At 37.2% G+C, this 18,614-nt stretch carries 20 protein-coding genes; 16 read left to right on the top strand and 4 right to left on the bottom strand.

The genetic code is table 11. The annotated features are described in order from the left end of the window. The first annotated feature begins 65 nt into the window (after positions 1-65). From I8T81_RS10260 to I8T81_RS10230, 7 genes are all read left to right on the top strand, one after another. Complete coding sequence (locus tag I8T81_RS10260; protein WP_025465269.1) at positions 66-1,253, top strand: O-succinylhomoserine sulfhydrylase; 1,188 nt, start codon at positions 66-68, stop codon at positions 1,251-1,253. Positions 1,254-1,430: 177 nt separating this feature from the next. Next, positions 1,431-1,667, top strand: coding sequence for a hypothetical protein (locus I8T81_RS10255; RefSeq protein ID WP_198071065.1), 237 nt, complete (start codon positions 1,431-1,433; stop codon positions 1,665-1,667). 257 nt (positions 1,668-1,924) lie between these two features. Beyond that, positions 1,925-2,254 (top strand): YbaB/EbfC family nucleoid-associated protein, encoded by a 330-nt coding sequence (locus tag I8T81_RS10250; protein WP_198071064.1) that lies wholly within the window; start codon positions 1,925-1,927, stop codon positions 2,252-2,254. A 9-nt stretch (positions 2,255-2,263) separates the two neighbouring features. Further along, complete coding sequence (gene recR / locus I8T81_RS10245; RefSeq protein WP_004701819.1) at positions 2,264-2,860, top strand: recombination mediator RecR; 597 nt, start codon at positions 2,264-2,266, stop codon at positions 2,858-2,860. Positions 2,861-3,163: 303 nt separating this feature from the next. Continuing rightward, positions 3,164-4,288 carry a ribonuclease D gene (locus tag I8T81_RS10240; protein WP_198071062.1) on the top strand — a complete coding sequence of 375 codons (1,125 nt, stop codon included), beginning with the start codon at positions 3,164-3,166 and terminating at the stop codon, positions 4,286-4,288. A gap of 498 nt (positions 4,289-4,786) precedes the next feature. After that, complete coding sequence (locus tag I8T81_RS10235) at positions 4,787-5,053, top strand: hypothetical protein (RefSeq protein WP_004701816.1); 267 nt, start codon at positions 4,787-4,789, stop codon at positions 5,051-5,053. 131 nt (positions 5,054-5,184) lie between these two features. Beyond that, on the top strand, positions 5,185-5,520 hold the full coding sequence (locus I8T81_RS10230; RefSeq protein WP_077165423.1) for a hypothetical protein: 336 nt from the start codon (positions 5,185-5,187) through the stop codon (positions 5,518-5,520). A 73-nt stretch (positions 5,521-5,593) separates the two neighbouring features. On the opposite strand, the gene I8T81_RS10225 is transcribed toward I8T81_RS10230, so the two are convergent. Then, positions 5,594-5,758: a hypothetical protein gene (locus I8T81_RS10225; RefSeq protein WP_000086293.1), complete on the bottom strand. Its 165-nt coding sequence runs from the start codon at positions 5,756-5,758 to the stop codon at positions 5,594-5,596. 480 nt (positions 5,759-6,238) lie between these two features. Here I8T81_RS10225 and I8T81_RS10220 point away from each other — a divergent pair, with 480 nt between their 5' ends. From I8T81_RS10220 to aroC, 7 genes are all read left to right on the top strand, one after another. After that, positions 6,239-6,499, top strand: coding sequence for a YcgL domain-containing protein (locus I8T81_RS10220; protein WP_240061235.1), 261 nt, complete (start codon positions 6,239-6,241; stop codon positions 6,497-6,499). Then, positions 6,492-6,878, top strand: a complete 387-nt coding sequence (locus I8T81_RS10215) for a hypothetical protein (RefSeq protein ID WP_019459071.1) — start codon at positions 6,492-6,494, stop codon at positions 6,876-6,878. The genes I8T81_RS10220 and I8T81_RS10215 overlap by 8 nt, the downstream gene beginning before the upstream one ends. 29 nt (positions 6,879-6,907) lie before the next feature. Further along, on the top strand, positions 6,908-7,759 hold the full coding sequence (locus tag I8T81_RS10210; protein ID WP_004701808.1) for an AAA family ATPase: 852 nt from the start codon (positions 6,908-6,910) through the stop codon (positions 7,757-7,759). Between the two features lie 15 nt (positions 7,760-7,774). Next, on the top strand, positions 7,775-8,962 hold the full coding sequence (locus tag I8T81_RS10205) for a vWA domain-containing protein (protein ID WP_000498059.1): 1,188 nt from the start codon (positions 7,775-7,777) through the stop codon (positions 8,960-8,962). A 37-nt stretch (positions 8,963-8,999) separates the two neighbouring features. After that, positions 9,000-10,205, top strand: coding sequence for a tryptophan synthase subunit beta (trpB, locus tag I8T81_RS10200; RefSeq protein ID WP_198071061.1), 1,206 nt, complete (start codon positions 9,000-9,002; stop codon positions 10,203-10,205). Positions 10,206-10,442: 237 nt separating this feature from the next. Further along, positions 10,443-11,447 (top strand): 50S ribosomal protein L3 N(5)-glutamine methyltransferase, encoded by a 1,005-nt coding sequence (prmB, locus tag I8T81_RS10195; RefSeq protein WP_019459074.1) that lies wholly within the window; start codon positions 10,443-10,445, stop codon positions 11,445-11,447. A 12-nt stretch (positions 11,448-11,459) separates the two neighbouring features. Beyond that, on the top strand, positions 11,460-12,551 hold the full coding sequence (aroC, locus tag I8T81_RS10190) for a chorismate synthase (RefSeq protein ID WP_198071059.1): 1,092 nt from the start codon (positions 11,460-11,462) through the stop codon (positions 12,549-12,551). 100 nt (positions 12,552-12,651) lie between these two features. Here the strand turns inward: aroC and I8T81_RS10185 are convergent, their stop codons facing one another. After that, positions 12,652-13,881 carry a GGDEF domain-containing protein gene (locus I8T81_RS10185; protein WP_019459075.1) on the bottom strand — a complete coding sequence of 410 codons (1,230 nt, stop codon included), beginning with the start codon at positions 13,879-13,881 and terminating at the stop codon, positions 12,652-12,654. Positions 13,882-14,202: 321 nt separating this feature from the next. On the opposite strand from I8T81_RS10185, the gene I8T81_RS10180 reads away from it, so the two are divergent. Continuing rightward, the gene (locus I8T81_RS10180; protein WP_019459076.1) at positions 14,203-14,955 is read left to right on the top strand and encodes a TenA family transcriptional regulator; all 753 of its coding nucleotides are present in this window, start codon (positions 14,203-14,205) and stop codon (positions 14,953-14,955) included. 48 nt (positions 14,956-15,003) lie between these two features. On the opposite strand, the gene I8T81_RS10175 is transcribed toward I8T81_RS10180, so the two are convergent. Then, the gene (locus tag I8T81_RS10175; protein ID WP_198071058.1) at positions 15,004-16,143 is read right to left on the bottom strand and encodes a helix-turn-helix domain-containing protein; all 1,140 of its coding nucleotides are present in this window, start codon (positions 16,141-16,143) and stop codon (positions 15,004-15,006) included. Positions 16,144-16,299: 156 nt separating this feature from the next. Beyond that, positions 16,300-17,286 carry a lipoyl synthase gene (gene lipA, locus I8T81_RS10170; RefSeq protein WP_198071057.1) on the bottom strand — a complete coding sequence of 329 codons (987 nt, stop codon included), beginning with the start codon at positions 17,284-17,286 and terminating at the stop codon, positions 16,300-16,302. Positions 17,287-17,650: 364 nt separating this feature from the next. On the opposite strand from lipA, the gene I8T81_RS10165 reads away from it, so the two are divergent. Beyond that, entirely contained in the window at positions 17,651-18,613 is a 963-nt protein-coding gene (locus I8T81_RS10165; RefSeq protein ID WP_001177519.1) for a thiamine pyrophosphate-dependent dehydrogenase E1 component subunit alpha, read from the top strand. Position 18,614 lies beyond the last annotated feature (1 nt).

The following is an 18,614-nucleotide window of genomic DNA, read 5'->3' as shown; positions in this document are numbered from 1 at the left end:
TAAATACCCTAGGCACTCAAAATGATGATAGTTTTTAGTACATGACCAGTAAAGGCGAACATTTAATGAACCAGTCTGATGATTTAGAATACCAACTTGATACTTTAGCCATTCGTACCGGACATACTCGTAGTTTTGAAGGTGAGCATGGCGAACCGATTTTTTTGACTTCATCTTTTGTATATGAAAATGCTGCTGAAGCGGCTGCAAAATTTTCTGGTCAAGTTCAAGGAAATATCTATTCTCGTTTTACCAATCCGACTGTATCGATGTTCGAAAAACGCTTAGCAGCTTTAGACGGTGCTGAACGTGCTGTTGCGACAAGTTCTGGAATGGGCGCGATTTTGTCAGTTGCTATGGCATATTTAAAAGCGGGTGATCATGTTATTTGCTCAAGAGCAGTTTTTGGTTCAGTTGTTGCCTTGTTTGAAAAATATATTGCCAAGTTTGGTGTAGATATTACATTTGTCGATTTATGTGATTTGGACGATTGGAAAAACGCAGTACGTCCAGAAACTAAACTTTTATTTGTTGAGTCACCATCGAATCCTTTAGCTGAGATTGCAGATATTCAAGCACTTGCAGATATTGCACATGCGAATGGTGCATTACTTGCAGTTGATAATAGTTTCTGTACGCCTGTTTTACAGCAACCATTAAAATTTGGTGCAGACCTTGTGATTTACTCGGCAACTAAATATTTAGATGGACAAGGGCGAGCATTAGGCGGTGCTGTTGTCGGTAATCATCAGTTGTTAGAAGAAGTTTTTGGTGTCGTCCGTACACTTGGGCCATCAATGAGCCCGTTTAATGCATGGGTTTTCTTAAAAGGTCTAGAAACTTTACGCTTACGTATGAAAGCACACTGTGAGAGCGCTCAAATTCTTGCCGAATGGTTATCTACCCATGACAAAGTAGAAAAAGTTTACTACGCAGGCCTTCCAACTCACGAAGGACACGAACTTGCAGCAAAACAGCAAAATGGTTTTGGTGGTATTGTTTCTTTCGTTGTTAAAGGCGAACGTGAAGGTGCTTGGAAGGTCATTGATAACACCAAATTTATTTCAATTACTGGTAATTTAGGTGATGTGAAGTCAACAATTACCCATCCTGCGACAACAACACACGGCAAACTTTCTGCTGAAGCCAAACAAGCAGCAGGAATTCAAGAAGGTTTAATCCGTGTTTCAGTTGGTTTAGAAGATATTAACGATATTATTGGTGATATCTCACGCGGATTAGATTTAATCTAATTAATTTATATATTTAAGACTGAGCCATACTGGTTTTAGTGTGGCTTCTCTTTAAATTCACTTTTACTTTTAACCAACGATTGAAATAAAAAAACTACATTTTGTTATAAATGACTTTAAAATCGAAACGTAAAAAAGTTCTAAAGTTAATAAAAATAACAAAGCGAGTTTTTAACCATGCTTAAACCTATAATTTTTTTAGTCGCTATAGGGGCAATTGGTTTAATTGGATATAGAGTATTTGCCCAAAAAGATGAACCAACTCAAATCAGCGAAACTGTATTGTTGATTAATGATGCGAACAAATCAGTTGAAGATGCCGATCATTCAATTAAAAAAGCAAATGCCTCTTTTCAGAAAATGCCTTTAAATGAATACAAACCTGACAATAAAAATCTTCAAGCTTCACAGTAGTGTCAGTTAAATTAGAGAACCAGTTCCTAAGTCTCAAAACTTTTGTATAGAAAACTTTAAATGGATGAGTTAACGAAAATAGTTTCATAGATACCAATAGAAAACATTAATTTATTGTGTCAGAATTGCGGATTAATTTTGATTTAAACGTAATGACCTCAATGATCTTGATGATCGGTCGGGGTAATAAAAGAGTTTAAGTTCCGAAGTGTTATGTGACTATCAATCATATTTGATAGAGATACGGAGTTAGGTTTATGAATATCAATATGCTCATGCAGCAAGCGCAGCGCATGCAAAAAGATATGGAATCAAATATAAAAAAGGCCAAAGAAGAGCTTGCTCAAACTGAAGTACATACCGAAGCTGGCGGTGGTTTAGTTAAAGTAACCATGACTGGTCGTTATATCGTAAAACGTATCGAAATTAATCCAGAATTACTTCAAGATGAACCAGACATGATTGAAGATTTGATTGCTGCTGCGGTTAATGACGCTGTGCGTCAAGCAGAAGTAATTTCTGAAGAGAAAATGCAAAAAGCTAACTCAGGTATGGGTTTACCTCCTGGTTTAGCAGGCATGTTCTAAGGAAATTCAGTGTTTAGTGATAGATTTGAACAACTCGTTCAAGCTTTACGTATTTTGCCAAGCGTTGGACCGAAGTCGGCCCAACGTATGGCTTTACATCTGTTGATGAAAAATCGTGAAGGTGCCTTTGCTTTAGCGCATGCTCTACATGAAGCATCAAGTTATATTCATGAATGTAGTGTTTGCCACTCTTTAACAGAGCACGAAATTTGTGACATTTGCGCCTCAACAGAAAGAGAAGATCAACTGCTTTGTGTAGTTGAGTCTCCGGCAGATGTGATGGCAATTGAGCAAAGTGGTAGTTTCCGTGGCAAATACCATGTATTAGGTGGTCATCTTTCTCCTTTAGATGGGATCGGGCCAGAGGAAATAGGTATTCCTTACCTAATTCAACGCTTAAGCCAAGGAACTATTGAAGAAGTTATTTTGGCAACTAATGCTACAGTAGAAGGTCAGGCGACAGCACACTATTTGGTCGAAGCCACGAAACATTTACCTATTCATATGACACGTATTGCTCAGGGTGTACCACAAGGTGGTGAACTTGAATATGTTGATAGTCATACATTAAGTCAGGCTGTTCATAACCGCATGCGTATGAAATAAGTACTTCGGTGCTTATTTCAAAGTTTTTAAAATCAATCCTATTATTAAAAATAGTTTTAAAAGACAAAAGTATATTTTTAAAAATTACTTAGTGAATATATAAATTAAAAAGAAGCAGTTGTGGAAAAATAAATTTTATAAGGGTGTTAAATTGAAAAACTTTAAAATAATGATCAAAAAATTATCTCTTTTTAGGGAAATTGTTCAAAAATAGATTATTCATCCGAGATTCAGTAGCATTTTTCTATTGCTATGTTATATATACCAGAGTTTAAAGCACTCTTTGCATTTACTTGAGAAAGCATGTTTCAGTTTATCCAACAGCAAACCGAATTGGTTGATGTTCTTCAACAAATGGATCAATGTTCAACATATGGACTTGATACAGAATTTATTAAGGTTGACACCCTTTGGCCTAAACTTGGAGTATGTCAGGTCAATGTCAACGAAAACGTATATTTGTTGGATGGGGTATCTTTAGATTTAACTGAGTTTTGGAAAAAAATCTTTGTTGCTCAACAAAATATTTTTCACGCATGTAGTGAAGATATCGATTTAATTTACCACTATGCCGATGAACAAAACCTGTTAAATGTTTTTGATACGCAAGTTGGACTTTCTTTTCTCGGACATGGTTTACAAGTCAGCTATCAAGGTGCTTTAAAGCTTTGTTTAGACATTGACATTGAAAAAGATCAAACACGTTCAGACTGGTTGGCGAGACCTTTATCTCCTCAACAGCTATGTTACGCTGCAAATGATGTTTTATATCTTATGCAATTGGCTACCCATATTCAGGAGCAGCTTAAGCAAAAAGGGCTTTACGACTATGTTGTTGAAGATTGCAGTAGTCTCACCAAAGAAATTATTAGTGAAACACCAACTTCATTGCTTTATACAGATGTAGGGAATTATAGACATTCGCGTCGTCAATTAATGCAGTTGCAGAATTTGAGTGAATGGCGCGAACATATAGTTAAAGCAACTAACCAGCCACGTAGTTTTGTTCTTAGAAACTCGACAATGATTGATTTAGTCGAAAAGAATCCGCGTAATAATTTCCAATTATCTCAAGTCAGAGATATTCGTCCAAATGTTGTTCGTGAATATGGCAAGATTATTCTGGATCTTTTAAAAGACTTACCAGTAGAAGGGCAATGGCCAGCTAAAATTGCGAAACCTTTTAAAATTACTTCGAAAGAAACTTTAGATAAAATGGATGCGTTAATTGCTAATGCTATAGAGCGGACCTCCATTCCAAAAGAAGTTTTGCTTCGTAAGAAATGGTTAAATGCGATTCATCAGCATGTGCTTTCTAAAGGTGACGAACAAGATTTACCTGATTACTTGTTGGGATGGCGTTACGAATTACTCACCAAACCACTTATTGAGCTATTTACAGAAGAGAAGGCAAGTCTCTTATTATAAATTTATAAAGGTGTTTTTAGTTCAAATAAACTCTTTGTATTTAAGAAATAGTTTGTTTGGTTAATATTTATTCAAATAATGCTTGTTAATATTACTTTAAAATAAGACTCTTTTATAAGCACAGCTTTATGAACTTAATTTTTTATTTAGCTTTGCTTTATATTAGTGGACTTTTTTAAAGTTTAATTACTATAAATATGAGTTAATCTTAATTATATATACCTATGCTGAATTAAATTAACTTTATTCATGAGAAAAATTCAATTGTGTATATATACAGGTCTGTATATTCTTGGCAGCAAGAAAAACAATTTTAAAATAAATAATATATAACTATAAGTTTGTTTCGGTGCAGAAATATAGAGGCCTTCTCGGGGAGAGGAGGCCTCTAATTTTATTTATGCAATCTTAAAAAGTTTTTAAAATCAATAATAAGTTAATATTGAAATTAATTTTTTATGCTATAAATAAAGCTTACTAATAACTAGAGAGATAAACATGACTAATAATTTTAATGCTGAACAGGCAAGAAAAAATGCTAAAGATGTAAAAATTGATCAAACAATATTGTTAGAAAAAATCTTATCTGGAACCGAGGAAATTTCCAAAGAAGGTAAACGCCGAGCAGTGTTTCAATTTCCAATAGATGCCTTACATCCTGAACATATTACCCAAGTAGAAGAAGAGCTAAAAGCTCGGGGTTTTAATGTTTCAACCAATATTGAACAGTCTGGTACAACGGTCAATATTGAAGTTAGTTTCTAAATTTTTTATCAGACGCCCATACTTTAGGGCGTTTCTTATATTTTTTTACAATCTAAATTTATAAAAATCAATATATTGTTTGACAGGCTTGTACTTCTTCTGTAGCTTTACTTTTTGAGTGGAATATGGATATGAACTTCCAAACAATACTTTCATCTTTCAAAAATCAATCTACTGGTACAGATGCATTTAAAAACTTAAAAAATGCGTGTGAGCAGTATCTAAAACAATCTCCAGATCTAAACCAAAAATCAGCGACTTATCTTATTTATGGGTTTGCTCGTAGTTATGTAATCTTATATGAAGATGAAGCAGTGACTACCGAGTTTGCGCAAGCTTCAAAAGAAACATTAATGGATTACATGAGTCATTTAAATGAGGCCTTACTTACTCAAGATGACAGCTTAATTTTGAGTGCGTTAAATCAGGTGAGTAATGATTATATGCAAGGCTCAAGAGTCTTTTAAAATCTTTGTTTAGCTTATTAGTAGGATACTTCTTTAGTCATCAAGTTAACCAAAGAAGTATCTAGTGGTAATTTTAATGTGATTTTTTCTTACCACCGCCATCTTGTTTATTGACGGTAGACCATGCAATACGTTCAGCTTCCTCTTGAGAATGACCTCTATCTACCTCACTCTCAACAATATGTTTAGCCTGACGCTTTTGCTTTGCTGTATAAGATGATTTATCGCCACGAGACATAGCATAGACCTCCTATTTATAGATCTATAGTTATTGAAACACATCCGAATTTATGATCGGTTAAATAATGTCTTATCCTGTATGCATAAGTTAAAGCTTATCAATGTTTAATTTAAAGCAGAATTTAAATTAAATTTATAATTTTCAATAAATTAAACTGGTTTAACTTCAGTTAAATTAAAGTTTGATTGTTTTCAAAATGTAATTTTTTCATTTTATAAAAGTAGTTCAAAGGATTTTTTATGTAAAATTAATAGGTTATTAAAGGTAGAAAATTTAAAACTTTAGAAAATTAAAAGTTATTTGTCGACCTTAATGATTGTTGTGGGTTAATATTTCGCAAGAAAAGAAAAAACGACTGATGCGTAAACAAACCTGCGTGTGTCTGTTGTTTTTTTTCATGTATGCTGTCCTTAGTTCAAGAGTTGATTTGAAATGCACTGTGATATTTATAGATCGAGCAAAAAAGATGAAATGTACATTTATATTGCTCGTCCAAACTATCCTGATGATACGGAGCAAACCGATCCGTTTGAAAAAGTTCCAGAAGCTGTTTTACAAGCATTTGGTCGTGCAACATTTGTCATGCATTTAGAATTGGCTCCAACACGTAAATTAGCGCGTGTAAATGTTTTACATGTTCTAGACTCATTACAAACAAAAGGTTTCTTTATTCAGATGCCGCCAGAAGGGTTAATTAACCCAAATGCAGTTGAACCAGAGGGCTTACGTGGTGCGTGAAGATCAAGCTGGAGTTTTAAATCAATTACTTTCTTCTCTCGATGCAATTCCTGAGGAAATCATTGCTTTAACAGCTTATGGCGTTGGCGCTCTTATTGCTTTGTGGTGTTGGTGGCGTTTAATGCGTCGCTTACCTACTACTTTTGGCGCAATAAGCTGGTTAGTTGTGTTTGCTATTTTATTGACGCCAACCGTTTCGGAAGGGCCTAATGCATCTGTAGCACCAGCTATTTTTGGTTTACTGTTTGGTGTGTTAACTAAAGACAGTCCTTTAATCTGGTCAAATTTATCCTTAATTCTGTTTGTGGTTGGTCTAGGTTTGGTTATTGGCTATTGTTGGTCAAAATATTCAACAAACAAGAGCATGCGTTCCATCTAACCATTGAAATAGAAAAATAAGGTCTCTACATGTCTGCTGATACCCAACATTTTACCGGTACAGATCAATATATCGCGACTGATAGTCTTAAACTTGCTGTAAAAGCAGCTCGTGCTTTGCAAAAGCCTTTATTGGTTAAAGGTGAGCCAGGTACAGGTAAAACTTTACTTGCTGAGCAAGTTGCAGAAAGTCTAGGTTTAAAACTCATCACTTGGCACATCAAGTCAACGACTAAAGCACAGCAAGGCTTATATGAATACGATGCTGTGTCCCGCTTGCGTGATAGCCAACTCGGTGATGATCGTGTTTACGATATTAAGAACTATATTAAGCCCGGTAAACTGTGGGAAGCTTTCACCAGTGAAGAGCGTTGTGTGCTTTTAATTGATGAAATTGATAAAGCAGACATCGAGTTTCCAAATGACTTGTTACATGAACTTGATAAGATGTCTTTTTATGTTTATGAAACAGGCGAAACGATTACGGCTACTCAACGTCCAATCGTAATTATTACTTCAAATAATGAAAAAGAATTACCAGATGCGTTCCTGCGTCGTTGCTTCTTCCACTACATTGAGTTTCCAGATGAAGCAACTATGCGTGAAATTATCTCGGTACATTTCCCAAGTATCTCTGCAACCTTAGTAAATGAAGCACTTCAAGTTTTCTTCAAACTCCGTGAAATTCCTAATTTGAAGAAACCACCATCTACTTCAGAATTAATCGATTGGTTAAGTCTGCTTATGGCAGATGATATGCCTGAAGATGTATTACGTAATCGAGATACATCAAAAGCGATTCCACCTTTGTATGGCGCACTCATTAAAAACGAGCAAGATGTGCAACTGCTTGAACGTTTGGCTTTCATGTCACGACGTTAAAGGAGGGAATAACCCATGTTTGTGCGGTTATTTTACACCTTACGTAAATACGGTGTTCCAGTTACTACACGTGAGCTCATTGACTTAAACCGTGCAGTAAGTGAAGGTTTAGTTTTTGCCGATCAAGAAGAGTTCTATCAGCTTGCTAAAACCATTTTAGTTAAAGATGAACGCTTTTTTGATAAGTTTGACCGTGCCATGAAAGATTACTTTGATGGCATAGAAACCTTTGATATCGATGAGTTACTCAAGCAAGTCCATAAACTACCAAAAGACTGGTTCGATTTAGAACTTCTCGAAAAGCATTTAACACCAGAGCAAAGAGCTGAGCTTCAAAAAGCAGGTTCTTTAGAAGAACTGATGAAAATGCTAGAAGAGCGCTTACGCGAACAGCATAAAAAACACCAAGGTGGTAACCGTATGGTGGGCACTGGTGGAACATCACCTTTTGGCGCTTTTGGTGACCATCCAGAAGGCGTCAGAATTGGTGGGCCAGGGCGTAAACGTTCGGCGGTTAAAGTCTGGGAACAGCGTAAATACCAAAACCTAGATGACGACCAAGTCCTTGGAACTCGTCAGATGCAAATTGCGTTACGACGTTTACGCAAATTTGCTCGTCAAGGTGCTGCTGAAGAGCTAGATGTTGACGGAACAATTCGAGAAACAGCCAAGCAAGGTATCTTGGATGTTCAAATGGTGCCAGAGCGTCGTAATCGAATCAAAGTACTCATGTTGTTTGATGTGGGCGGTTCAATGGATGCTCATATTGCCCAATGTGAAAAGTTATTCAGCGCAGCTAAAACAGAATTCAAAACACTGGAATACTTTTATTTCCATAATTGTCTTTATGACTATGTTTGGAAAGATAACTACCGAAGAACAGCTACGCGTATGAATACATGGGATTTGTTTCATACTTACGGACGCGACTATCGGGTAATTGTAGTCGGTGATGCCAGTATGGCACCGTATGAGCTGAAATCGGTAGGTGGCTCGGTTGAATATATGAATGATGAAGCTGGTGAAGTTTGGTTACGTCGCCTACGTCAACATTTTGATAAAACAGCATGGTTAAACCCTGAAACAGAAGGGTATTGGCATTACACACAAACAATTGGTTGGATTAAAGAGATTTTTGAAAACCATATGTATCCAATGACGCTAAAAGGCATTGAGGATTTAACGCGCTACCTTTCTCGATAAACTTGATAACTTTAATAATTTAAAATAGAGGGATGATATGCAACATCAAATTAATGGTATTGCTTTACCGAATGAACAAGGATTTTTTGGTGAGTATGGAGGGCAATTTATTCCTCCACATTTAAAAGAAGCAATGGATGAAATTAATGTTGCTTATGAAGAAATTCGCCATACAGCTGAATTTCAAAATGAATTATCGGATCTCTTTGCAAATTATGTAGGTCGTCCTAGTCCTTTATTTCATGCAAAGCGTCTATCTGAACAGTTAGGTGGCGCACAAATTTACTTAAAGCGTGAAGACTTAAATCATACGGGTGCCCACAAAATTAATCACTGCTTAGGTGAAGCTTTACTTGCTAAATATATGGGCAAAAAGAAAGTCATTGCTGAAACTGGAGCAGGCCAACATGGAGTTGCTTTGGCAACAGCGTGTGCTTTAGTGGGTATTCCGTGTGAAATTCACATGGGTCAAGTTGATATTGAAAAAGAACATCCAAATGTCGTCAAAATGAAAATTTTGGGTGCACATTTGGTGGCAGTTACACGTGGTACAGCAACCTTAAAAGATGCGGTAGATAGCGCATTTGAAGAATATTTAAAAGACCCTAAAAACTTTATTTATGCCATTGGTTCTGTGGTTGGACCACATCCATTTCCTAAAATGGTTCGAGATTTTCAATCTATTATTGGTAATGAAATTAAAGATCAAACGCACCAGCGCTTTGGTAAAAATCCAGATTATGTGGTGGCATGTGTTGGTGGCGGTTCAAATGCTATAGGTGCGTTTACGGCATTTTTAAATGACTCAGATGTAAAACTCGTTGGGGTTGAACCAGCTGGACATGGGTTAGACACCAATATGCACTCGGCAACCTTAACTTTAGGTAAACCAAGCCAAATTCATGGGATGGCGTGTTATGTGCTTGAAAATGAGGCTGGTGAACCTTTACCAGTGCATTCTATTGCTTCAGGACTAGACTATCCGGGTGTTGGGCCACAACATAGTTTCTTAAAAGATTTAGGTCGTGTTGAATATAGCACTGCAACCGACCAAGAATGTTTAGATGCTTTTATGACACTTTCTCGTGTAGAAGGAATTGTTCCAGCGCTTGAAAGCTCACACGCTGTTGCATGGGCAATTCGTGAAGCGCCAAAGCTGCCGAAAGAAACCATGATTGTGGTGAATCTTTCTGGACGAGGAGATAAAGACTCCGATTATGTTGCAGAAAAGCTTAAGCTTTAAGCCAACTAGAGTTCATAAGCGGTCAGTATTTAAAGGCCGCTTTTTTGTTTCAGAGACTACATATTGCGCTACTTATAAAGTTCATTATTTCTTAATTAAAACAAAGTATTCTAATTTAAAGCCGTGATTTCTATAGATTGAGATGTAAAACACTGGTTCACAAGGCAAAGCGTTGCGTTGCTTTGTCTCACTCAGTAGAATAGTCACTTTGCAAAATTTGCCTTTGGAGACGCCTAAGTGGAGCGACCGACGATTAGCCCTGAACATTTACAGGAAGCTGCTGAAAATTTATCAACAATTCGAGACTTTATTCGTTTTGGGGTATCAGCATTACGTCAACATGATGCACATTTAGGACAAGGTACTGAAGATTATTTTGCAGAAAGCTCTGCATTAGTTTTACAAACCTTATCTCTTGAATGGTCAGCAGATGCAGAAATTCTAGATGCTAAACTTTTACCAAGTGAAAAAGCAGAATTCTTAAGCTTGCTGGAGCGTCGTATTAATGACCGTATTCCAACTTCTTATTTATTAAATTTAGCTTACTTCTTCAATAAGCCATTTTATGTTGATGAACGCGTACTTATTCCTCGGTCACCAATTGCAGAGTTAATTGAGCAACGTTTTGCACCATATTGCTTAGATGAAAATGGTCAAATGCGTGAAGCGCTCAACAACTTACCAGAAAATACCAAACCTAAAACTCCGCAACGTATTTTAGACATGTGTACAGGTTCTGGTTGTATTGCTGTGGCTTTAGCTTATGCTTATCCAGATGCTGAAGTGGATGCAACAGATATTTCTAAAGAAGCTTTAGAAGTAGCCTCAATTAATGTTGAACACCACAATAAGCAATATCAAGTTGCGTTACTTGAATCTGATTTATTCGCCAAGATTCCAGCTGAAAATCAGTACGATTTAATTGTAAGTAACCCGCCATATGTTGATGCCGAAGATATGGCTGACCTACCAGAAGAGTTTTTACATGAGCCTGAACTTGCATTGGCAGCAGGTCAAGATGGTTTAGACTTAGTTCGTAAAATGCTTGCTCAAGCAGCAGATTATTTGACAGAAGATGGTTTAATTGTCATTGAAGTGGGTAACTCTGAATGGGCAATGCGTCAGAACTTTAATACAATTGACTTCAACTGGCTTACTTTCCAAAAAGGCGGTTCAGGTATTTTTGCTTTGACTGCTGAGCAATGTCGTCGTTATAGAAAATTATTTGCAGAACAATCTTAAGGAGTTGTACGTATGGCAGGGAACACTATTGGACAACTCTTTCGTGTAACTACATGTGGTGAATCACATGGTGTTGGCTTAATGGCAATTGTTGATGGCGTGCCACCGGGCCTTGCATTGACCGAAGAAGATCTGCAAATAGACTTGGATCGCCGTAAACCTGGTACATCGAAATTTGCAACTCAACGCAAAGAACCTGATCAGGTTGAAATTATTTCAGGTGTATTTGAAGGGAAAACTACAGGTACCCCAATTGGTTTACTCATTCGTAATACTGACCAAAAATCGAAAGATTATGGAAATATTGCGCAAACCTTTAGACCGGGCCATGCGGATTATACCTATACACAAAAGTATGGTTTCCGTGATTATCGTGGTGGCGGTCGTTCAAGTGCTCGTGAAACTGCTATGCGCGTTGCAGCAGGTGCTATTGCGAAGAAATATTTAGCAGAAAAATTTGGTGTCTTCATTCGTGGTCACGTCACTCAAATTGGTAATGAAGTTGCCGAAAAACTGGATTGGAATGAAGTTCCAAATAATCCATTTTTCTGTGGCGATGTAGACGCTGTTTCTCGCTTTGAAGCTTTGGTGACTTCTTTACGTGAACAAGGTACAAGCTGTGGCGCTAAGCTAGAAATTTTAGCTGAGAAAGTTCCTGTAGGTTGGGGTGAGCCTGTTTTTGACCGTTTAGATGCTGACATTGCACATGCAATGATGAGTATTAATGCGGTGAAAGGTGTGGAAATTGGTGATGGTTTTGCAGTTGCTGGACAGTTTGGTCATGAAACACGTGACGAATTGACGAGTCATGGCTTCTTAGCAAATCATGCTGGTGGAATTTTGGGTGGTATTTCAAGTGGTCAAACCATTCGTGTAGCGATTGCCCTAAAACCAACAGCAAGTATCACAACTCCGGGGAAAACGATTAATTTAAATCGTGAAGATACTGATGTATTAACTAAAGGCCGTCATGATCCGTGCGTCGGCGTTCGAGCAACTCCAATTGCGGAAGCAATGCTGGCTATTGTTTTAATGGATCATTTCCTACGCCATCGTGCTCAAAATGCAGATGTTGTTCCTCCATTTGCTCCGATTGAACCTTAGCCATAGCTCTGGTTGAATTAAGAAAAGCCACATAATTTAAAGTATGTGGCTTTTTTATTTATTGATAGCAATTTTTTTAATTATATAGACTTATGAATAATTAAGTTAAGTCTACAATTTGTTCTTCATTTACAGCAATTTGATATTGATTACGACCATTTGTTTTTGCTTGATAGAGTGCATGGTCTGCGCGGCTAACAAAGGCAGAAATTGAATCATTTAGACGCGGAACAGTAGTTGCCACACCCACACTAATGGTTACATACGGTGAAACACTGCTACATGGATGAACAATTGCAATTTTTTTAATTGCGTTCATTAATCTTTCAACTTGAATTTGAGCCTGTTGCGGGTTTGTCATAGGGAAAAGAAGTAAAAACTCTTCACCACCATAACGAGCAACCAAATCTCCACTACGAGCGGCAATAGATGAAATTGCAGTAGCAATATCTCTTAAGCACTGATCACCCTTAAGATGGCCCAAGGTGTCGTTATATGACTTAAAGAAGTCGATATCAACCATCATAATAGTAAGTGATGTCTCATGGCGTAGTGCACGTCGCCATTCATTATCTAGTGTTTCATCAAGATAACGTCGGTTAGCAAGCCCAGTTAAAGCATCTTGTTGTGAAAGCAAAGATAGCTGCTGCGCTTGTTGCATAAGTTCAATACGGTTGAGCTCAATCATACAGTTTTGTAAATAGTTTTCTCGGTGTTGACGGTCTGTTGCGTAAGCAAGGGTCATCCCTAAGAAACTACTAAACGTATATGTACGGTTTAAAAAGGTCCAGTCAATGTCACCTTTTACATAGGTACTGACTAAAATACCAACAAAACCACCAACCCATCCGGCAATAATGGCAGTATAAAAGCGCATACCTACAGCACCGTAGATAATCACAATTGCATACATCATCGCTGCATGAAAAAGAACATTATCTTGGCCATTTTCTAAAACGTTAATTAAAATAAAGGTGATAGCAACGGCGGAAGCAGAGCCAATTCCGACATAATAATCAAACCACTGATTTAATTTTTTAATAAATGATAAAATCCATGCAATTAAAACTATTATACCCACCCAAGAATAATAGTTTAACCAGGATAAAACTTGTTCAGTCGGTAAAACTTGGTATATACCAAAGCTTAAAAATAAATATAATATTAAAATAATAGGTGCTCTATAGCGAAACTCATAGGCCGCACCTTCTTGATATTGAAAACGATAAATCGTTTCAAGTTGCTTTGGAAACCTGAGGAAATTTAATCCGCGTGTGGTTAATAAATCTATTTGTTCCTGTCCCAATATATTGGAACCTTGCAACTTCATAATTAATGCTCTCTATATTGGAAGTTGGCATAAAATGAGACTTGGTTTATTAAAGTTCCATCTAAAAGTATTGGTTATATAATGTGTGAATTATTTAAAAATAATAATACAGATTTTTTAAAAAAGTAATGATTTTTATACTCTCTAATTGTGATAAAAATCACGACATTTCAATGATTAGCGTCACAATTATCTAAAGACCCCAAACCTTTGAGAAAAAATGACAAATGGTCGATTAAAGATTGTATCTTTATCATTTTCGGATAGACTTATAGCCGTGAAGTACAGATGATTGCTGTCATATAAATAGGAAAATTAGCAATGACTGCTTTAAATCAATATGGAATGAATTTAGAAATTACAGCGCATAATGAATGGTCTCAGCGATTTTGGGATGATCTTTTACCAGTTAAGGAGCGAGTCAGTAAACATCCGTTTTTTACTGAAATGGCCAATGGGGGATTGAGCCTAGAGAGTTTCCGTTATGCATTACTTAATTTCTATCCATTAGTAGCGCACTTTCCATCATATATGGCTGGTGCATTAGCTAAAGCGACTGCTTTTGCTGAACCAGGTGTAACGGAAGCACGAGACTGGTTAATTCAAAATATTAAAGTCGAAGAACGCCATTTGCGGTGGTATCGTGATTGGGCTAAAGGTTTTGGATTAACTATAGAACAGCTTGATAGCGTGCGACCACCAGCTGCAATGAATGCGGTGAACCATTTCCTATGGAATATGAGTCATCGTGGTAATTTAGCTGAATGTTTAGCTGCCACCAACTTAGCAATTGAATGGGCGACAGGTGACTGGTCTATTCAAGTCTATAAAGGTATTCATGCTTATACAGATCACCCAGAAGTCACGATTGATAAGCGCTCTTTAGCTTGGTTGCGTGCCCATGCGCATTATGATGATTTACATCCTTATGAAGCCATGGAGTTGATTAAACGTTTGTCGAATGACCGCCCCGATTGGCAGCAAAAAGCATTTCATGCTGCTGAAGAAGGATTGCGTTATTATGAGCTGGCTTTAGATGATTGCTATAGGATACAGCTTAAAGCTTCTGCTTAAACTGATCTTGAAAAGGGAGAATATTTATACAATATTCTCCCTTTTATTTTATTCAAGCAATTTTAAAAGCTTTACTCTATAAGGTGTATCCTCAGGTAATAATTCAAGTAAGCGTTCAACAGCATCAACTCGATCAGGCACACGACTGACTACACGTAACAGTTGATCTATATCATCAATTTGATAAATCACATGGCTCAATCGAGCATCAAAACAATCTCTCCAAGCACATAAGAATGGGCTTTCTGATTTGGCTAAAAAACTACCTCTGTAGAGTGTTAAAGTGGTTGCAGTAAATCCTAGGTTTAACGCCTGCTCAGCCATAAGAAAGTCACATTGAATTTCACAGTTGAGTCTATATGGCCGTGACTCGATAACATCTGGAATTAAGTTTCGAAGTTGAGAGAGTTCAGATTTTAGTGTGGTTGTACTCACTGGGCGGTCGCCATATAAAGCGTAGTGTAGTTCTTCTAAGTTTATACCTTCTGGACACAAGGCAAGAATACATAATATTTCGATTTGGCGCTGCGTGAGTGTTAAGCCTTGTTGATTGTATTGAACTTTAGGCGTGCCTAGCGCCTTAATATATAAAATGTTTTTTTGATGAAGTTGAATGGCTTGTTTTACAAGATCTGCACAGCGTTCAACTGCTAAAATTCCAAGTGAATTATGCTTTTGGTACTTCGTTGATAAGTTCATAATGCCATAAAACTGGCCTGTGTTTGCATCGGTGATTGGGGCTGCATAACAGACCCAGTCTCTAACGCTGTTCATCTGGTTTTCATGTGAGTAAACACAGCTTGCTGAATGTGTATTGAGGGCAAGACCAATTGCATTTTGACCAACCGCTTGAGTAGACCATTGCCCACCTTCAACAAAGTGGACTTGTTCAGCAGATGAACGCATAGGTGTACTACTCCATGTCCAGAGTAAGGTACCGTGAGGATCTGTCACGCCAATTGCCATATCCGCATCTTCAGCAATATGCATCAAATTTCTATGGCACTCTTGGATTGAACGACCAAATAAGGAATGTTGCCATTCCTGATCAAGATCAAATATAGGGGCCGCATCTAAATCGAGTGACGGCTTTTTCACTGAATAGGCTGTTTCAGAGGTTGTTTCCGGTCTAAAGAAAGACGGAAGGTTATCTGTAGAAGGCAATAATAGTTGTTTTGACATATCCATATCGAAATTCCTTTATTGTTGAAATGGCGTATCCGTAGCCGCTCAACAGGTTTAGCTTTCTTATTGTGACTATTTCCTCTTAATTCATTTACCTTAAATAATTTTAAAGGGTTTGACCATTAGCCAATTGGGTAAGTTTTGTTATTTACGATTGCGCTAAGACAAAACGTCCTCTCTTGAAAATGGCTTTGGTGCAGATTCACCGAAATATTGCCGATCGGCAAAATAGCTAGAACGGACCATCGGCGCACTCCAGATATTTTTAAAGCCTAAACGCTGACCATGCTGAGTGTATCTTTCAAATTCTTGTAAATTCACAAACCGGTGAATAGGGGCATGTGACTTTGAGGGCTGTAAATATTGTCCAATAGTCACTAAATCTACATCGTGATCTTTTAAATCATTGAGTAGAGCAAGCACTTCTGCCTCAATTTCACCTAATCCAACCATCAGACCACATTTGGTTTTAATGTCAGGGCAGTATTTTTTAAAACGTTTTAATAAATTTAACGAATGCTGATAGTCCGAACCGGGACGCATCGCTTTATACAAACGTGGCACTGTCTCAATATTATGATTAAACACATCGGGTGGTGATAAGCTTAATGTAGAGAGTGCTGTTTCTAAACGGCCACGAAAGTCTGGAACTAAAATTTCAATTAGCGTATCTGGACAACGGTTTCTGATTTCTTCAATACACTTCACAAAATGTGCTGCGCCACCATCGTGTAGATCATCACGGTCTACAGAGGTAATGACTACATATTTTAAGTTTAGGTTAGCGACCGTCTCAGCTAGATTTTTAGGTTCATTTTCATCTAAAGGCATTGGACGACCATGTGCTACATCGCAGAAAGGGCAACGTCTTGTACAAATATCGCCCATAATCATAAATGTTGCCGTACCACCACCAAAACATTCAGGTAGATTTGGACATGCGGCCTCTTCGCAAACACTATGTAGCTTTTGTTGGCGTAATAAATTTTTGATACGTTGAATTTCTTCGAAATCATTTATTTTTGCTCGAATCCATTCAGGCTTTTTAGGTAATTCGTCGGTAGGTAAAATTTTAATAGGAATACGAGAAACCTTATCTATTCCTCTTAACTTAATACCTGTCTCTATTTGCCTTTTTAAGTCCATATATAAAATTCCATTTTATATTAAATAAATTTGCAACTAGACTAGTTATAATAAAAAACCTTATTTCTATAAATAAGAAATAAAGAATTTATTAATGCGTATAGTGCACAGCAAATATTATAAATTAATAAAGGTTGGTTAAAGGTTTGTTTTACAAGTACATGAAATGAATTAAAATTTTTTAATTTTATTTTTGCGGTGTAAGCTTGTGATAAATAAAAATTAATAGCTAAAAAACTTATTTAAAACTTTTTAGTCTAATAGCATATTAAATTAAATTGAGCTTTATTATTTATAGCGAAATATATAAAACTCGCTGAAACTTGGTTGATTTTTAATAATCAAGATAATAAAGGAAAAGGATATGCAATTAACGGAAGAGCAATTACTCGCAGCATATAAACGCATGCGTGATATTCGTGAATTTGAAGATCGACTTCATGAAGAAAATACCAATGGTGATATTCCAGGCTTTATTCACTTATATAGCGGAGAAGAAGCTGTAGCAGTCGGGATTTGCGAAAACTTAACCGACAAAGACTATATCACTTCAACACACCGTGGACATGGACACTGTATTGCAAAAGGCTGTGACATTCACGCCATGATGCTGGAAATTTTCGGTAAAGATGACGGACTATGCCGTGGAAAAGGCGGTTCTATGCATATTGCCGATTTAGATAAAGGTATGCTCGGTGCCAACGGGATTGTGGGTGGTGGACCTCCTTTAGCAATTGGTGCAGCTTTGACAGCAAAAACCTTAAAGACTGGTGGCGTCGGACTGTCTTTTACAGGTGATGGTGGCTCAAACCAAGGCCTTACTTTTGAAGCGATGAACATGGCTGTTGTTCTTAAACTTCCAGTGATTTTCGTTTTCGAAAATAACGGCTTTGGTGAAGGAACAGGGCATGATTATGCAGTAGGAAGCAAAGATATTGCTGGCCGTGCAGCAGGTTTTGGTTTACCTGCGGTTAAAGTTGATGGTACCGATTTCTTTGCCGTCTATGAAGCTGCTCAAACTGCCATTGAACGTGCACGTCGTGGTGAAGGCCCAAGTGTGATTGAAACCATTACAAACCGTTTTTATGGCCATTTCGAAGGTGACCCTGGCTTGATTCGTTCTAAGGAAGAAGTCGAGTTTATTAAAGAAAACAAAGATCCTTTGAAAATTTTCCGCGAAAAAGTCAAAGGCAAAATTGATGAAGCCAAACTAGACGAGATTGATGCATCTTCTAAGGCAAATGTTGATGATGCCGTTGCAAAAGCTCGTGCTGCGGCATATCCGAAACCAGAACAACTCCTTACTGACGTCTATGTCTCTTACTAAA

This window comes from Acinetobacter seifertii (assembly GCF_016064815.1).
Taxonomy (GTDB): domain Bacteria; phylum Pseudomonadota; class Gammaproteobacteria; order Pseudomonadales; family Moraxellaceae; genus Acinetobacter; species Acinetobacter seifertii.
This window is presented reverse-complemented; position numbering and strand designations above follow the sequence as displayed.